Source organism: Corynebacterium sp. KPL1818, assembly GCF_000478135.1.
Taxonomy (GTDB): domain Bacteria; phylum Actinomycetota; class Actinomycetes; order Mycobacteriales; family Mycobacteriaceae; genus Corynebacterium; species Corynebacterium accolens.
On record NZ_KI515760.1, the window covers coordinates 74,903 to 88,588 of the forward strand.

The 13,686-nt window shown below is 59.4% G+C and carries 18 protein-coding genes; 8 read left to right on the forward strand and 10 right to left on the reverse strand.

Translation table 11 applies throughout. The features are described 5' to 3' along the window. Positions 1-39: 39 nt before the first annotated feature. The 6 genes from HMPREF1261_RS09915 to rpmB all read right to left on the reverse strand — a co-directional run bounded on the left by HMPREF1261_RS09915 (position 40) and on the right by rpmB (position 2,984). Entirely contained in the window at positions 40-759 is a 720-nt protein-coding gene (locus HMPREF1261_RS09915; protein ID WP_023030852.1) for a TetR/AcrR family transcriptional regulator, read from the reverse strand. A 112-nt stretch (positions 760-871) separates the two neighbouring features. Then, positions 872-1,654: a putative nucleotidyltransferase substrate binding domain-containing protein gene (locus HMPREF1261_RS09920; RefSeq protein ID WP_023030853.1), complete on the reverse strand. Its 783-nt coding sequence runs from the start codon at positions 1,652-1,654 to the stop codon at positions 872-874. 347 nt (positions 1,655-2,001) lie between these two features. Further along, positions 2,002-2,256, reverse strand: a complete 255-nt coding sequence (gene rpsR / locus HMPREF1261_RS09925; protein WP_005279904.1) for a 30S ribosomal protein S18 — start codon at positions 2,254-2,256, stop codon at positions 2,002-2,004. A 15-nt stretch (positions 2,257-2,271) separates the two neighbouring features. Then, positions 2,272-2,577, reverse strand: coding sequence for a 30S ribosomal protein S14 (gene rpsN / locus HMPREF1261_RS09930; protein ID WP_005279906.1), 306 nt, complete (start codon positions 2,575-2,577; stop codon positions 2,272-2,274). A gap of 3 nt (positions 2,578-2,580) precedes the next feature. After that, positions 2,581-2,745: a 50S ribosomal protein L33 gene (gene rpmG / locus HMPREF1261_RS09935; RefSeq protein ID WP_005279910.1), complete on the reverse strand. Its 165-nt coding sequence runs from the start codon at positions 2,743-2,745 to the stop codon at positions 2,581-2,583. Positions 2,746-2,747: 2 nt separating this feature from the next. Then, positions 2,748-2,984: a 50S ribosomal protein L28 gene (gene rpmB, locus HMPREF1261_RS09940; RefSeq protein WP_005279911.1), complete on the reverse strand. Its 237-nt coding sequence runs from the start codon at positions 2,982-2,984 to the stop codon at positions 2,748-2,750. 513 nt (positions 2,985-3,497) lie between these two features. Between rpmB and HMPREF1261_RS09945 the strand changes: the two genes are divergently transcribed. Both HMPREF1261_RS09945 and rpmF read left to right on the forward strand, forming a co-directional pair. After that, positions 3,498-3,767 (forward strand): type B 50S ribosomal protein L31, encoded by a 270-nt coding sequence (locus tag HMPREF1261_RS09945; protein WP_005279912.1) that lies wholly within the window; start codon positions 3,498-3,500, stop codon positions 3,765-3,767. Positions 3,768-3,782: 15 nt separating this feature from the next. Continuing rightward, positions 3,783-3,956, forward strand: a complete 174-nt coding sequence (gene rpmF / locus HMPREF1261_RS09950) for a 50S ribosomal protein L32 (RefSeq protein ID WP_005279913.1) — start codon at positions 3,783-3,785, stop codon at positions 3,954-3,956. 175 nt (positions 3,957-4,131) lie between these two features. Here the strand turns inward: rpmF and HMPREF1261_RS09955 are convergent, their stop codons facing one another. After that, positions 4,132-5,505 carry an MFS transporter gene (locus HMPREF1261_RS09955; protein ID WP_023030854.1) on the reverse strand — a complete coding sequence of 458 codons (1,374 nt, stop codon included), beginning with the start codon at positions 5,503-5,505 and terminating at the stop codon, positions 4,132-4,134. Between the two features lie 319 nt (positions 5,506-5,824). Here HMPREF1261_RS09955 and HMPREF1261_RS09960 point away from each other — a divergent pair, with 319 nt between their 5' ends. The 3 genes from HMPREF1261_RS09960 to HMPREF1261_RS09970 all read left to right on the forward strand — a co-directional run bounded on the left by HMPREF1261_RS09960 (position 5,825) and on the right by HMPREF1261_RS09970 (position 8,256). Next, positions 5,825-7,327, forward strand: coding sequence for a S1C family serine protease (locus HMPREF1261_RS09960; protein ID WP_023030855.1), 1,503 nt, complete (start codon positions 5,825-5,827; stop codon positions 7,325-7,327). A 61-nt stretch (positions 7,328-7,388) separates the two neighbouring features. After that, positions 7,389-7,997: a molybdenum cofactor biosynthesis protein B gene (locus tag HMPREF1261_RS09965; RefSeq protein ID WP_023017624.1), complete on the forward strand. Its 609-nt coding sequence runs from the start codon at positions 7,389-7,391 to the stop codon at positions 7,995-7,997. A 28-nt stretch (positions 7,998-8,025) separates the two neighbouring features. Further along, positions 8,026-8,256 carry a hypothetical protein gene (locus tag HMPREF1261_RS09970; RefSeq protein WP_023017625.1) on the forward strand — a complete coding sequence of 77 codons (231 nt, stop codon included), beginning with the start codon at positions 8,026-8,028 and terminating at the stop codon, positions 8,254-8,256. Between the two features lie 111 nt (positions 8,257-8,367). Here HMPREF1261_RS09970 and mscL read toward each other — a convergent pair whose 3' ends face one another. The 3 genes from mscL to HMPREF1261_RS09985 form a co-directional block, all read right to left on the reverse strand. After that, a complete protein-coding gene (mscL, locus tag HMPREF1261_RS09975; RefSeq protein ID WP_023017626.1) occupies positions 8,368-8,865 on the reverse strand; it encodes a large-conductance mechanosensitive channel protein MscL in 498 nt (165 codons plus the stop codon). Positions 8,866-9,092: 227 nt separating this feature from the next. Next, the gene (locus tag HMPREF1261_RS09980; RefSeq protein ID WP_023030856.1) at positions 9,093-9,818 is read right to left on the reverse strand and encodes an SAF domain-containing protein; all 726 of its coding nucleotides are present in this window, start codon (positions 9,816-9,818) and stop codon (positions 9,093-9,095) included. Between the two features lie 41 nt (positions 9,819-9,859). Further along, a complete protein-coding gene (locus HMPREF1261_RS09985; RefSeq protein ID WP_023030857.1) occupies positions 9,860-10,441 on the reverse strand; it encodes a 5-formyltetrahydrofolate cyclo-ligase in 582 nt (193 codons plus the stop codon). 68 nt (positions 10,442-10,509) lie between these two features. Between HMPREF1261_RS09985 and HMPREF1261_RS09990 the strand changes: the two genes are divergently transcribed. The 3 genes from HMPREF1261_RS09990 to HMPREF1261_RS10000 all read left to right on the forward strand — a co-directional run bounded on the left by HMPREF1261_RS09990 (position 10,510) and on the right by HMPREF1261_RS10000 (position 13,553). Then, positions 10,510-11,436, forward strand: coding sequence for a UTP--glucose-1-phosphate uridylyltransferase (locus HMPREF1261_RS09990; RefSeq protein WP_034658348.1), 927 nt, complete (start codon positions 10,510-10,512; stop codon positions 11,434-11,436). Between the two features lie 72 nt (positions 11,437-11,508). Next, positions 11,509-12,843, forward strand: a complete 1,335-nt coding sequence (gene glp / locus HMPREF1261_RS09995) for a gephyrin-like molybdotransferase Glp (RefSeq protein ID WP_023030859.1) — start codon at positions 11,509-11,511, stop codon at positions 12,841-12,843. Continuing rightward, positions 12,843-13,553, forward strand: coding sequence for a GNAT family N-acetyltransferase (locus HMPREF1261_RS10000; protein ID WP_023030860.1), 711 nt, complete (start codon positions 12,843-12,845; stop codon positions 13,551-13,553). Before glp ends, HMPREF1261_RS10000 begins: the two co-directional genes overlap by 1 nt. The last annotated feature ends 133 nt before the right edge of the window (positions 13,554-13,686 follow it).

The window sequence follows — 13,686 nt, forward strand, 5'->3', positions numbered from 1 at the left end:
CGCTACAAGGAAGCGGTTAACGATGCCACAAGGAATAGGTTAGCGAGACTTTTTCTTTTTGCGGTCCGCTGCCGCCGCCGCAGCCGCAGAGATCGAGTCATTGCGGTTCTTTAGCAGCTCAAGCGTCATGGCTTCGGCGTCCTCGGGGACGGTGGCGCCGAGGACGGCAAGGGCGGCATCGGCAAGCATGGCGGCAGTCTCCGGAACCGACTGGGCCGCGGCATAGGGAGGCGTGCCGCTATTGGGGCGCATCTCGATGACAGATAGCGCGATGTGGAAGGGCAATTCGATGCGCGGATCCGCATCGCCCACAATGGCGGCGGCGGTGGTGCGGAAGTGGCTCTGCAGCCGCTCGCGGGAGCTGTGGTACTCCGAAAACTCCGGCGAATTGGCCACCGGCAACTGGTACAACCGGCCGACATTCCAACCGCTGGTGAGCAGAAGGCGCGATTCCGCGGCGACTAGGGACCACAGGCGCTGCTCCGGCTCGGCATCGGAATCCACCAGCTCATCGGCAAGCTCCAGCGAAGGCTCGATGGTGGAATTAAGCAGCGCGAGGAAAATCTCCGTCTTGGAAGGAAAGTGGTAGTACAGCGATGCCTGGCGGATGCCTACCGCGTCCGCAATTTGGTGAGTCGACGTTGTGGCAAAGCCCTGGGTGGTAAATAACTCTGAGGAGGCGTCCAAAATCTCTTCCCGGGCGCTATTGCCTCTGCGGCGGGGGCTATGTTTACGCGGCCTACCGACGTTTCCTGACATGCGGCGGACGCCTCCTTTCTCTCAGCAGAAAATGCTTTTACTCAACAACTCTACAGCCCTGCAGCCCGCCGGCGCGGATCGCATGCGTAGCCACAAAAACTTTGTGGCGATTTTAATGTGCGCCGTCCGCGGTGCGTTGGGAGATGGACTCGAAGGTCGCAGACACCATGCGGCAGGCCGTGCCGTAGGCCGTGCGCTCCAGTGGTGGCAGGTCTTGCAGGACGGATTCACGGCCGTGCACATTGTCGTACCAGCGGCGCATTTCTACCGAATACCCAGTGCGCCACGCAAGGTCGAGGGTCTCTGCGTCCTCCGCGGTGAGCATCCCGCGCTCTTGGCCAATGGCGAGGCGATCGACCGTGGGACGCGGGCCCGGTGCCGCCCAGCGCGCAATGGCGGCGATGGGGGATAACAGCATGGACTTAATGTCCACGGCCGCGCTGCGATCGGGCAAACCCCCAACGCGCTGGAGCAGAGGCGGACGCTGGGACAACGCCTCCTCCAACAAAGCTTGTTCACCGCCGCGGCCTAAAGGCAGGCCGGCATCGACGCGCGCTGCCATGGAATCGGCCGCTTGATGTACCTCTAGCCCGACATCGCGAAAGACGGACTCCAAGTCGCTGTCTTCTCCCATCCACTCGATGGGCATGCTGGGTAGCTGATCCCCGCGCGCCGCCGCGCCGGTTAAGCGGATATCCGCATCCACGCCTGGTGCGCGCACGATATCTGTCAGCAGCCGCGAAAACCAGTTGGCTAATTCAATCTCATCGTCCTGGTGCGCTACCGCATTGCGCAAGACATCTTGTGCTTCCGCCAATAAGCCGCGAGCGGTTGCCCGAGACTGGCAATGGGGAGCAAGCTCCGAAAGATCGAGAAGGGATTGATGCAGGGCCATACAGTCACTGCCTTTCACTCATTGCAAAGCGGTGCGCATCTAAAAGTTGTGCGGCGCAGGATTGCTATAAATGTAACACTTATGCGATATCGCAGTAGCGCTTGGGGGAGTGTGCAGCGGGTTCGTCGCGTCCGTGCCTGTGGGCGTTCGCGGAGGAGCGTTGCGGCTGGTGTTGCCGTGGGAACTGGCGTTTGCGGCGTAGCGCGTTTGCGGCGTAGCGCCAAAGAATACCCCGAAAACGACTTTCGCCGCCTCACCTCGAAAGGCGGGGCGGCGAAAGCTTATGGTTCTTTTACCGTGTCACACTTGCCAGCGGCAAAAGTGCGCTGTTGATACCCAGCTACTGTTTAGCGGGTGGTGAACGGCAGGAGAGCCATTTCGCGTGCGTTTTTGACTGCGGTAGCAACCTGACGCTGCTGCTGCGGGGTCAAGCCGGTGACGCGACGGGAACGGATCTTGTGGCGATCCGAGATGAATAGACGCAGAGTCTTGGTGTCCTTGTAGTCCACCTTCTCAATGCCCTCAGCCTTCAAAGGGTTCTTCTTCGGGCGACGGCTCTGCTCCATACGGAACTTCTTTTGGTTATTGCGCTTATTAGCCATTGTGCAATTACCCCTTTACCAGCTGGACTTGCGAACGCCCGGCAGCTCACCACGGTGAGCCATGCCGCGCATACGGACACGGGACAGACCGAACTTGCGGAGGTAACCGCGCGGACGGCCATCGGCTGCGTCGCGGTTACGAACGCGGGCTGGGGAAGCATCACGAGGCTGGCGGTTCAGCTCGAACTGAGCCTCCAAACGCTCCTCATCCGGGGTGTTCGGGTTCTTGATGATCTTCTTGAGCTCAGCGCGACGCTCCGCGTAGCGGGCGACGATTTCCTTGCGCTGCTCGTTCTTAGCGATCTTGGACTTCTTAGCCATGAATTATCGCTCCTCGCGGAATTCGACGTGCTTGCGGGCGATCGGATCGAACTTCTTCAGGGTGATGCGATCCGGGTTATTGCGCTTGTTCTTACGGGTCACGTAGGTGTAACCGGTGCCCGCAGTGGACTTCAGCTTGATGATTGGGCGAATATCGTTACGTGCCATACTTAAATCTTCTCCCCACGTGCGCGGATCTTGGCAACAACGGACTCGATGCCGTCGCGGTCAATGATCTTCATACCCTTGGTGGAAACATTCAGAGTAATGGTACGGCCCTCAGAGGGCAGGTAGTAGCGACGACGCTGCACGTTGGGGTTCCAACGGCGCGAAGTGCGGCGGTGCGAGTGCGAGACCTGCTTGCCGAATTCCGGCTTGCGGCCCGTTACCTGGCAAATAGCCGACATGGGTCTTCTTTCTCCTAGCCGCCCACATCGTGGCTATAAACGACTACGTGCCGACTGCCGTGTGAGGGTGGCAGTGCTCAAAAAGTGAGGTGTGAGCAGGTGCGGCATCGTCGTCAAAACCAGTAGACGGGGCGTAATACGTATATTTTGACAACAGCAAGAGCAAATCTTACAGCCTTACTCGCGATATACCTAATCGCTGCCACGATAGTCCCGCGCATTAAGCCATCGGCTTTGCGTCGATGTTCAAGCAGCACTGCCTAACGCATTGGGGGGTCGAAACCGTACTATAACGAATGGGGCGTAGATGTGCGCCTGTGGCGACTGTGGTTGCCGCAGGTCAGCAATTTCGTATATATGGCGGTGGAATGTAGGATAATTCAGGTTATCGGTCGGCGCGCTTAGTGGCGCCGGGCGAGCTGTAACTGTACATCCCAACTCGGGCACGATCCGTACCGTCATAGTTGTTCAGTGTGCGGAACCGACCCGTAGTCCAACCCTGAGGGAATATATATGAAGAAAGACATCCACCCGGATTACCACCCAGTGGTCTTCCGCGATGCTGGTACCGGTCACTCCTTTTTGACCAAGTCCACCGCTACCTCTTCTCGCACCGTTGAGTGGGAAGACGGCAACGAGTACCCGCTCATCGTCGTTGACGTTACTGCTGAGTCCCACCCGTTCTGGACTGGTGCACAGCGCGTTATGGATACCGCTGGCCGTGTCGAGCGCTTCAACCAGCGCTTCGGTGCCATGGCTCGCCGCAAGAAGAAGAACGCGTAAGGAGAAGAAGAGAAAATGGCAACTCCTAAGTTTAAGAAGTCCCGTGCGAACACCCACGCACGTCGTTCCCAGTGGAAGGCTGACAACGTCGCCCTCCAGGAAGTCACCATCGACGGTCAGACCGTGCGTATCCCGCGCCGCCTGGTCAAGGCCGCTAAGCTCGGCCTGGTTGATGTAGAGCAGTTCTAAGCCTGCTTTCAGTCTTACCCCTCCCAGTTGCTTATTGGCGACTGCGAGGGGTTGCGATGTTTTAGGCCCCTTTTAGGCCCCATTATGGGCAATAAAAAGCGCCTGCCATCCCGGGTAGGTGGCAGGCGGTGTGGGGAGAGCGCGCAGCAATAGCGCGTGCTCTTAAGGCGAAGGCTTATGCCTCAAGCGCGGCCTTGCGTTCCTCAGTGAGGCGGACTTCTTCCTTATTAATAAAGAGGAAGATAGCCAAAACGAGGACGGTAAAGAGCAGGAATACCATGAAGGTGACATTCCAGCCGGCGTACTTGACCAAGTAGCCCACGCCGGTCGAGGCGAGCGTCGCACCCAGCAGGTAGCCGAAAAGCCCCGTAAAACCGGAGGCGGTGCTTGCCACATTGCGCGGGGAGAGATCGAGTGCCTGCAAGCCAATGAGGCCAACCGGCCCGTAGATGAACGCGCCGATGAGCGCGATGAAGATAACCATGACCGCGAACGGGGTGCCTACGGGTGCCAGCCAGTAGCCGGCGATGGACAGGCCCGTAGCCAGGATAAAGATCAAGATGACCTTAGAGCGGTTGCCGTGGAAGAGCTTATCGGACATCCAACCGCAGAGAATGGTGCCCAGTAGGCCTGCGAGCTCGAAGGCGCCGAAGGCGACCAAGCCGGAATTGATGTTCATGTGGTGGACTTCGGCGAGGTACGTCGTAATCCAGTTGAGCACGCCGTAGCGCAGAGCATAGACAAATACGTTGGCGATGGCCAAGAGCACAATGATGCGGTTGCGCAGGACGTATTTGAAAATGAGGTCTTTGGTGGAGATCCCATCGCCTTCTTGCCGCTTGATGTCTGCAACCTTGGCGGGATCATTGCGCCATTCATCGACCGTCGGCAGTCCTTCTGAAGGCGGATTATCGCGGATGAGCAAGAATGCTAAGGCTGCGATGATCAGCGCCGCGACTGCGGGGAGCCAAAATGCTACCTGCCATTGATTGCCGGTCATCGCCAAACCGACGCCTACCAGCAGCGGTAATACGCCTGCACCCACATTGTGCGAGGTATTCCACAGCGAGCCCTTCCAACCGCGCTCGGATGTGGAGAACCATTGCACAATGACGCGGCCGCATGGCGGGTGTCCCATGCCTTGGAACCAGCCATTGAGGAACATGACGGTGGCAAAGACGCCTACGGATGCAGAGACCCACGGGACGAATCCGACTATCAGGTTCATCAGCGCGGACAGGCTCAGCCCGATGGGCAGGAAATAGCGCGCATTGGATTGGTCCGCGAGCATGGCGGAAAAGAATTTGGATAAGCCATAAGAAATCAGCACGGCATTACTAATGATGCCGATTGCAGGCTTGTCGATGGTCCCGTTATCTTCCAGCAGCAGCGGCGCGATGGTGGAGATGTTATTGCGGATGAGGTAAAAGCCCGCGTAACCCAGGAAGATTCCCATAAAGACCTGGAAACGAAGCCGGGGGAATTTCTTGTCAACGTCCTCTTTCGGTAATTGAGGGCGTGGGCGGGGAGATTTGAGCCATGTCAGCACTGCCTATTCCTTGGGTCGTAAAAGGTTCAACGAAATTAACTTAAAGTTAAAACTAAGCTAACCCTAAGTTAAATATAAAGGTACACTAACCTGATGGTGGATCGATTTTATGCCCCGGTGATTCTGTTTACATCGGTGGGTGCTGAAGGGTGGAAGGATGCTTAATAGGGGTAATGGTGCAGTCGCGTGCGAGTGTCAAGAGGGCGTCAAATGTGGTGAGTTTGACCAGCTTATCGCCTACAGTAACTTCACAGGAACTTCTAGTAGGTTGGCAGAGTAGTTTAAGTCATGACCAAGCGAAGCGAGGCATAGTGTTCCTATGAACATGAGGAATGATGACAACCGCGGCAATAATGGTGGGTCGCACGGTGTCCCGCAGGATCCCTACGGCACGAATAACGGGCAGACGCCATATAACCAGCCGCGCGGCGGCCAACAGGATTCTGGATCCGCGTATTCCAACGGAACCTATTCCCAAGGCTGGAACCAGCCGCGCATCAACGAGCAGGAGGCACAAGCCTCCGCGCACGGGAGCGAGGTACCGTGGCACGCGCAGCACACCCCGCCCAGCAATCGCCTTTTTGGTGGCACTCAGCCGGGTGCTACCCGCGGGCAGGAGGAAACATCTAGCTTCGCTACCCAGCAGGGCGATTACTCCCAGCAGGGGCCTGCGAATAACCAGCCTGGCCAGCCGCCCGTGCCTGGGGTAACGCCTTTGCCGCCGCAGCCAAAGGAGAAAAGGAAGATCGGGCTGGGTGCCGCGACGGCAATTGCTGCGGTAGCGGCAATCGCTGCAGGTTCCATTACCGGTGTGGTCGTGGGCAAGAACCAGTCCAGTAGCGGTACGTCCGTGGTCAATGAGGCGCTCAATAGTAAACCGGCCGCCAATAGTATGGGTAAGGAACCGGAGGAGGGCTCGGTGGAAGCGGTTTCGGCTAAGGTTTTGCCGGCCGTGGTATCCATTCAGACTGCGACTCGGACCTCGGCTGCGGAAGGTTCCGGTTCCATCATTTCTCCTGATGGTTACGTGTTGACCAACCACCACGTCATCGCCGGTGCAGAGCAAGGCGGCATCATGCAGGTCACCTTGAACGATGGCAGCAAGCACGAAGCCGCTCTCGTGGCTTCCGATGCCAATACGGATGTTGCCATCATCAAGATCAAGGACGTGCACGACTTGCCGCACCTGCAATTCGGCGACTCGGATGCGGTTGCGGTTGGCCAAGAGGTAGTCGCCGTCGGCTCGCCGCTCGGCCTCAATGCCACGGTGACCTCCGGCATCGTATCCGCGAAGAACCGCCCGGTGCGCGCATCTCAGCAGGGTGGCGAGTCCTCGCTTATCGATGCCATCCAGACCGACGCCGCCGTCAACCCCGGCAACTCCGGTGGTCCCTTGGTGGATATGGAGGGCAATATCGTTGGTATGAACTCGATGATTGCATCGTTGTCCGATAAGACCTCGGGTGAGGGCGGATCTATCGGCCTCGGGTTTGCCATTCCTTCCAACTTTGCCAAGCGCATGGCTGATGAGCTCATCAATAAAGGCCACGTAACCCACCCCACCTTGGGGGTTAAGGTCCTGGCGCGCGATGACGGAAATGGCGCGCGCATTGCAGAGGTCGAGCCAGGGGGACCAGCGGATCAAGCAGGTTTGAAGCAGGGCGATATCGTCACCCGCGTCAATGACCGGCTGATTGAAAACGCCGATGCGCTTATCGCTGCCGCGCGTTCCCAGGACTTCGGTGCGACCGTCACCTTGGAAGTATCCGATGGACATTCGGATGACACTCGTCAGGTAGAGGTAACCCTGACAGGCGAGTAGATTAAAACGCAGCCCGCGCCGTGTCCGCAGTGCGCCCCCGACGTTTCTTTGAAGGAGAAAAATGGCAGACTCCCAGCAAAACTTGACCGACTCCACCAGGTTGGAGGATTCGGCTTCCACAGACACTTTGCGGGATGTGGCGGAGCCGGATGATGCCTACCTCTTGGCCAGTGAGAAGGAGGACCGGGTGGCGGCGCCGCGCCGCGCGCTCGTCGTGATCATCACGGATCACCCCGGCGAAAATTCAGATAGCACCTCCAAATTGGTCACTGAACTATTGGCAGAGGCGAATTTCCGCATCGATGGTTCGGTGGTCGTGCGCTCGAAGAAATCCAAGATCCGGCAGGCCATTGAAACTGGCGTTGTTGGCGGTGTGGATCTCGTGCTCACCGTCGGTGGCACCGGAGTGGGTCCGCGCGATAAGACTCCGGAGGCTACCACTGGGGTCATCGATAAGATGGTGCCGGGCGTGGCCCAGGCTCTGCGCTCTTCTGGTCAGGCGTGCGGCGCCGTTGATGCGTGCGCATCCCGCGGCATCTCGGGCGTTTCTGGTTCCACCGTCGTGGTTAACCTCGCACCATCGCGGGCTGCCGTTCGCGATGGCATGGCCACGTTGACTCCGCTAGTCCACCACCTTGTGGATCAATTGCAAGAATCCAGCGTGCAATAACGCGAAGGAAAGGGGTGGAGATACTGCCATGACCTCTCAACCACGCCGCCAGCGCAGGCGAGTATTCCGGCAATCAGATGCGCCGGAATATGACCGCAGCGCGGATCGCCCGGTAGGGCAGGACTTAGCAAGCGGAGAAGGCACCGATGCCCACCGCATCGTCACGCTCGATGATGCTGCGGCGGAAGGCGACGGCGCTCAGGCCGCCGAGCGGGACGAAGACTTTTACCGCGAGAACCAGCCGCCGCATCACGGCTAATAGTCTGCGCATCCTTGTCCCGGGCTAAAAATGCTTAAGCAGCCATAACTAAAGCCCGTGTCCTTCTTCAATGTGAAGGTGGACACGGGCTTAACTACGCCTTAACAAGAATTAGTCCTCGTGGCGGCTGTGCTTGCCCTCAGAAGTAGTGGAGTTATCGGCGTCCTCGGCCGCAGTGGCCTCCCCAAGTGCCTTATCTGCGGCGGTGACAGCGCCCGCGTTCTGGGCCTGCAAGAGATCGCGGATTTCAGCCAACAGTTCCTCCGAGGTTGGTGCCGGGGCCTCTGGGTCCACGCCCTGGCGGCGCTTGGATGCTTCAGTGAGCTTGTTGAGCGGCATCACGATGAGGAAGTAGACCACTGCGGCGATGATCAGGAAGTTAATCGCGGCGGTAATAACGGCGCCAAAGTCCACGAGGGTGGATTTATTATCGGTGATTTGGAAGCCCAAACCGTCGACCTCGGCGGAGCCGAAGGAGTTAATGATCGGCTGAATGATGGAATCCGTCACGGAAGTGACGATGGCCGTGAATGCGGAACCGATGATGACTGCGGTGGCAAGTTCGACGACGTTGCCGCGCATAATGAAGTCTTTAAAGCCCTTGAGCATGGGAGAAAACGGACCTTTCTGGGGATAGGTAAGGGTGGGTGCGATCCATGAGCACGCTGGGAGTTTAGTTCAAGCTAAAAGTCATCACAACCTGGAAGACAAATGAATGGCACACTTCACTTGATTGGTGCAGTGGTGACTGACCTGCTCCAACCGATCAGATGGAGATTCCATTCTCCTAGAATTTGCCCAGATTATCGGGGCAATGGTCAACCTTCGTGCGGTCTTTAGGCAGCAGTATCTGCGTCATCAACGGCTTGAGGCTGGGCGCGATCGCCCACGATGACCACGGTCAGCGGTTGGTTCAATGAGGCCGCGGCTACATCGTTGGCGTGCTCATTGGGAAGTGCGAGCAAGACGGTGGCAGAAGAAACTTCACCCTCCGCAGTGGTGGTGGAGACCACCCGGGCGCCGGAGGCGATGACGCGTGCGGTCGCGGGCTGGGAATCGGTGGCATCGCTTGCCGTGACGATATCGACGGTATCGCCGTGCTGCAGGTGAGGAATGATGTCAGGATCGGCAAGTTTTACTGGGATCATGCGGCCGGAGCCGCCTCCCTTAGAATCGGCAGACTCCGAGTTCGCGACAAGGCTAGAGACCAACTCTTGGCCGAGGAGCCGCTGGCTGGTGACGACCTCGCCCTTGCCCGCGGCGGCGGTGATGATGCGGCCGGCGAGATCGGAGGGGGCATCGGCAAGCGCGCTGCTAGGAATGGAAGAAGAAGGCAGGCGCTCGAGGGAGACATCGGAGGCGGAAAGCTCCGCACCGGCGGGCAGATCGTGGCTAAAGACCAGCACCTGCGGCAGTTCCTTCGCCCTGGAAATCGCGGAGACCAACGCAGCGATGAGCAGGGCTAGCGCGATCGCGCGGCGCACGAGCACGCCGCGGCGGTGGCCAGGGGTGCGCAGGGTGCGGAAGAACTGTGAGATTCGCGGGGACGGGGAATGAGCCATGCATAATTAGACTGCGCTACCGCCTGCGCGGTTCCCTCGGTTTAGGAAGAAAAGCGGTGGATTCCTGCGGCGGTAACCACGGCCTCGACGCGGCGATCGTGCGACCCGGCTGGGATAGAGTCAAGGAACTCGGTGGGGTAGACCATGGCGAGTACCGCGGGGTGGTTGCGCGGCACCAGGGAAAGTGCGCGGTCGTAGTACCCGCCGCCCTTGCCCAGGCGGTTTCCGGCGGCATCGATGGCTATGGCGGGAGCCAAAATCAGATCGCAACCGCACAGCACGCGGCTATCAAAACGCGGGCCGGCCGGCTCAGAAATACCCAATTGGCCGGGCTGCATGCTGTGCGTGCCCTTGTATTCTGCCCAGTTTAAAACGCCGTTACCGCAGGTGATGGGCAATAATACGCGGTCGACGCGGCGGGAAAGCCACGGGATGAAATCCGCCCCGCCCGGCTCTGAGCCCAGCGGCCAATAGGCAGCGACGCTCGATACACCGGCAAGCTCAGGTTCTAACTGCTCGCGCAAGGCAGTGGTCCATTCCGCGCGCTTATCGGCGGTGAGGCCGCGGCGCGCGCGAAGCAGGCGGGTGCGCAGTTGCTCTTTGATATCGCTGGAAGAAGGCATAAATAAATAATAGCGTCCGTGGCGTAGCGCTACACAGGAAAATAGTGCGCCGTTGTACCCTAAGATCCATGGCTAATGAACGCGAAGATTCCGCCACCGGAATCACCACGGTTGTAGTTCCAGCGGCTGGCATGGGCACCCGCTTTCTGCCCGCCACGAAAACCGTCCCCAAAGAATTGCTGCCCGTTGTGGATACTCCCGGCATTGAATTGATTGCTGAGGAGGCAGCCTCTGTGGGCGCGCGCCGGCTTGCGGTTATTACCGCACCCGAAAAGCAAGAAGTAATGCGCCATTTTGCGGAATTTCCGGATCTGGTAGAAACCCTAGATTCCCGCGGCAAGGATGAGCAGGTAGCCAAGGTCAACCGCGCCCACCAGCTCATTGAGCCCATCGCGGTAGAGCAAGAAAAGCCCTTGGGCTTGGGCCATGCCGTGGGGTTGGCGGAAGAAGTCCTGGCAGAGGACGAAGACTCCTTTGCCGTCATGCTGCCGGATGACATCGTGCTGCCGGCCACCGTTATGGCGGATATGGCGCGCGTTCGCGCTGAGCTTGGCGGCAGCGTGCTGTGTGCCTTTGCGGTGCCGCAGGAGCAGACGTTTAACTACGGCGTATTCGACGTAGAAGATACTGACGCGCCGGGCGTGAAAAAGGTTATCGGCATGGTAGAAAAACCGGACCCGGAGGACGCACCGTCCAACCTGGTTGCTACGGGGCGCTACCTTTTGGACCGCAAGATCTTTGATGCGCTGCGCCGGATCGAACCGGGCAAGGGCGGGGAATTGCAGCTGACCGATGCCATCGAGCTGCTCATTGAGGAAGGCGAGCCCGTCCACGTGGTGGTCCACGAGGGCAAGCGCCACGATTTGGGCAACCCCGGCGGCTATATCCCGGCCAACGTGGACTTTGGCCTGCGCGATGAAAAATACGGCCCAGCGCTGTATAAAGCTATTAAACAAATCATGTCCGATTTCGAGGCGGAGCAAGGCCTTAACTAATTATCTTGCCGCGCGCACGTGCGTTGAGTGCAGCAAGGTAAAGGCCAATAAGAAAGGGCGGGCAGAGACCGTATGCGTTCAGTTGATGACCAGTTGGCTCTGGTTACTGATGCGGCGACGACCCCGGAGCCGGTGCGGATGAGCATTTCTAATGCGCTGGGGTTAATGTGCGCCGAGCAGGTGCAGGCCAATCAGCCCTTACCGGGCTTTCCCCAGGCGGCCATCGATGGTTATGCGGTTCGCGCCGTTGATATCGGCGGCGAGCGCGGGCTGAAGGTCCGGTGCCCGAAGAATCAGGACCAGGAAAGCAGCGAAGGGGAGGGATCTGCCAAGCAGGCCGAGGACGCCGGCGCGCAGCCCGCCCCACCCGAGGTTGAGCGTTCCTTACCCGTCGTGGGCGAGGTTCCGGCCGGTTCGAAGCAGCCGCTGCGCCTGCAGCCTAAGCAGGCCGTGCGGGTCTATACGGGTGCGCCCTTGCCCACGCTTGCCGATGCCGTCTTGCCCCTCGAGTGGACCGATCGCGGCCGCAAGCGCATCACGGCGCACCGGACGGTGCGCTCGGGCGACTTCGTCCGCCGCGTGGGCGATGATATTCAGCCCGGCGATGTCGCTGTGTCCTCCGGCACCGTCCTTGGCCCGGCGCAGATTGGCCTGCTGGCCGCCGTGGGGCGCTCCAAGGTGCTGGTTTATCCGCGACCCCGTGTGACCATCGTGTCCTTTGGCCGCGAGCTCGTTGATGTGGATAAGGAACCGGGTCTGGGCCAAGTCTTTGATGTGAACTCTTACTCATTGGCCGCCGCCGCAAAAGAAGCGGGAGCGGACGTAGTCCGCGTGGGCATTGCCGAAGGCGAACCCCGCCGCATCCGGGAAGTGCTCGAAACCCACATCACGCGCAGCGAGGCCCTCGTGATTACCGGTGCCGTTGGTGGCGCCGGTGCCGAACAGATCCGCGAGATTTTGGCGGAAATCGGCGATATCGATACCTCCCGCGTGGCTATGCACCCAGGATCCGTGCAAGGATTTGGGCTGGTAGGAGATGAACGCATCCCCACCTTCCTCCTTCCCTCGAACCCGGTATCGTCGCTGGTTATTTTCGAAATCTATATTCGACCCTTGATTCGCCTGGCCTTGGGCAAGCGCAACGCCCACCGCCGGGTGGTGCGTGCCCGCGCGCTCAACCACATTGATTCCCGCCCCGGACGCCGTGGTTTCATCCGCGCCCGCTTGATGCGCGATGCCGAAACCGCCGATTACTTGGTCGAGGGCCTTGGCGGGGCTAGCGGTGCGCCGGCGCACCTTCTGGCCGGACTCTCTGAGGCCAATGCCATGATTCGAGTGCCAGAAGAAGTCACCGAGATCCGCCCGGGCGATGTCGTCGACGTCTTATTCCTCACCCAGCGCAGCTAATGCTTGACCCTTTCGGTACCGCCTCAGCCAAGCTGCGTCATCCAGTTACTGGGCCCCCTGATGATCTGCATCCCGGTTGGCCAGAGGCGACGCCGACCGTGCAGCTTCCTGCCTCAGGGACGCTGCCGTCTGGCGGGCGAATGCGGCTGCGGCCCTTGCTGCGCTCGGATGGTCCCGAGTGGCGGCGCCAGCGCATTGAGGACGAACCATTGCTCCGGCCGGTGGAGCCGACCCAAGCGACCACCTGGGCAGAAGCCCACAGCTCGCAGGCCTGGTGGAATTACCTCATTTTCCTGCGCAACTCCGCGCGCGATGCACAGGTGATCCCCTTGGCCATTGAACTCGAGGGAAAATTCGTCGGCCAGGTAACACTTGGCAATATTCAGCATGGCAGCATCCGGGACTGTTGGATTGGCTATTGGGTGTATTCCGCCGTGCAAGGCGCAGGCGTTGCCACCGCAGCTACCGCCTTGGGAGTGGATCACGCCTTTGGGCGAGTGGGCCTGCACCGGGTGACTGCCACCTACTTGGAGCAAAATCCCGCTTCCGGGCGCGTGCTTGGCGCCAACGGCTTTCGCTCCGAGGGGTATTTGCGCCGCAACCTGCATATCGATGGCGCCTGGCGGGATCATCATTTCGTGGCCCTAGTCAAGGAAGACTATTCCTCCACGGCGGTTGAGCGGCTGCGCCAAGCTGGGCGTTTGGTGTAAAAAGTATCCCTAAATCCGGGGATTGCTTTCACAATTTTCACATAAGTAACAACATTGTAATTTACAGCTTCTGTGGCCCCTAAAGTGCGGTTTTGGCGATTAGAGTGGAGTAATCATCTGCACCCCAAGGGAA

What these genes read in the sequence shown, in the direction of transcription:
- HMPREF1261_RS09980 (WP_023030856.1), bottom strand. Translation starts at nt 9,818, where the DNA reads ATGGCTCATTCCCCGTCCCCGCGAATCTCACAGTTCTTCCGCACCCTG.
- HMPREF1261_RS10000 (WP_023030860.1), top strand. Translation starts at nt 12,843, where the DNA reads ATGCTTGACCCTTTCGGTACCGCCTCAGCCAAGCTGCGTCATCCAGTT.
- rpmG (WP_005279910.1), bottom strand. Translation starts at nt 2,745, where the DNA reads ATGGCACGTAACGATATTCGCCCAATCATCAAGCTGAAGTCCACTGCG.
- glp (WP_023030859.1), top strand. Translation starts at nt 11,509, where the DNA reads ATGCGTTCAGTTGATGACCAGTTGGCTCTGGTTACTGATGCGGCGACG.
- HMPREF1261_RS09970 (WP_023017625.1), top strand. Translation starts at nt 8,026, where the DNA reads ATGACCTCTCAACCACGCCGCCAGCGCAGGCGAGTATTCCGGCAATCA.
- mscL (WP_023017626.1), bottom strand. Translation starts at nt 8,865, where the DNA reads ATGCTCAAGGGCTTTAAAGACTTCATTATGCGCGGCAACGTCGTCGAA.
- HMPREF1261_RS09915 (WP_023030852.1), bottom strand. Translation starts at nt 759, where the DNA reads ATGTCAGGAAACGTCGGTAGGCCGCGTAAACATAGCCCCCGCCGCAGA.
- HMPREF1261_RS09960 (WP_023030855.1), top strand. Translation starts at nt 5,825, where the DNA reads ATGAACATGAGGAATGATGACAACCGCGGCAATAATGGTGGGTCGCAC.
- rpmB (WP_005279911.1), bottom strand. Translation starts at nt 2,984, where the DNA reads ATGTCGGCTATTTGCCAGGTAACGGGCCGCAAGCCGGAATTCGGCAAG.
- HMPREF1261_RS09920 (WP_023030853.1), bottom strand. Translation starts at nt 1,654, where the DNA reads ATGGCCCTGCATCAATCCCTTCTCGATCTTTCGGAGCTTGCTCCCCAT.
- HMPREF1261_RS09965 (WP_023017624.1), top strand. Translation starts at nt 7,389, where the DNA reads ATGGCAGACTCCCAGCAAAACTTGACCGACTCCACCAGGTTGGAGGAT.
- rpsN (WP_005279906.1), bottom strand. Translation starts at nt 2,577, where the DNA reads ATGGCTAAGAAGTCCAAGATCGCTAAGAACGAGCAGCGCAAGGAAATC.
- rpsR (WP_005279904.1), bottom strand. Translation starts at nt 2,256, where the DNA reads ATGGCTAATAAGCGCAATAACCAAAAGAAGTTCCGTATGGAGCAGAGC.
- HMPREF1261_RS09945 (WP_005279912.1), top strand. Translation starts at nt 3,498, where the DNA reads ATGAAGAAAGACATCCACCCGGATTACCACCCAGTGGTCTTCCGCGAT.
- HMPREF1261_RS09985 (WP_023030857.1), bottom strand. Translation starts at nt 10,441, where the DNA reads ATGCCTTCTTCCAGCGATATCAAAGAGCAACTGCGCACCCGCCTGCTT.
- HMPREF1261_RS09990 (WP_034658348.1), top strand. Translation starts at nt 10,510, where the DNA reads ATGGCTAATGAACGCGAAGATTCCGCCACCGGAATCACCACGGTTGTA.
- rpmF (WP_005279913.1), top strand. Translation starts at nt 3,783, where the DNA reads ATGGCAACTCCTAAGTTTAAGAAGTCCCGTGCGAACACCCACGCACGT.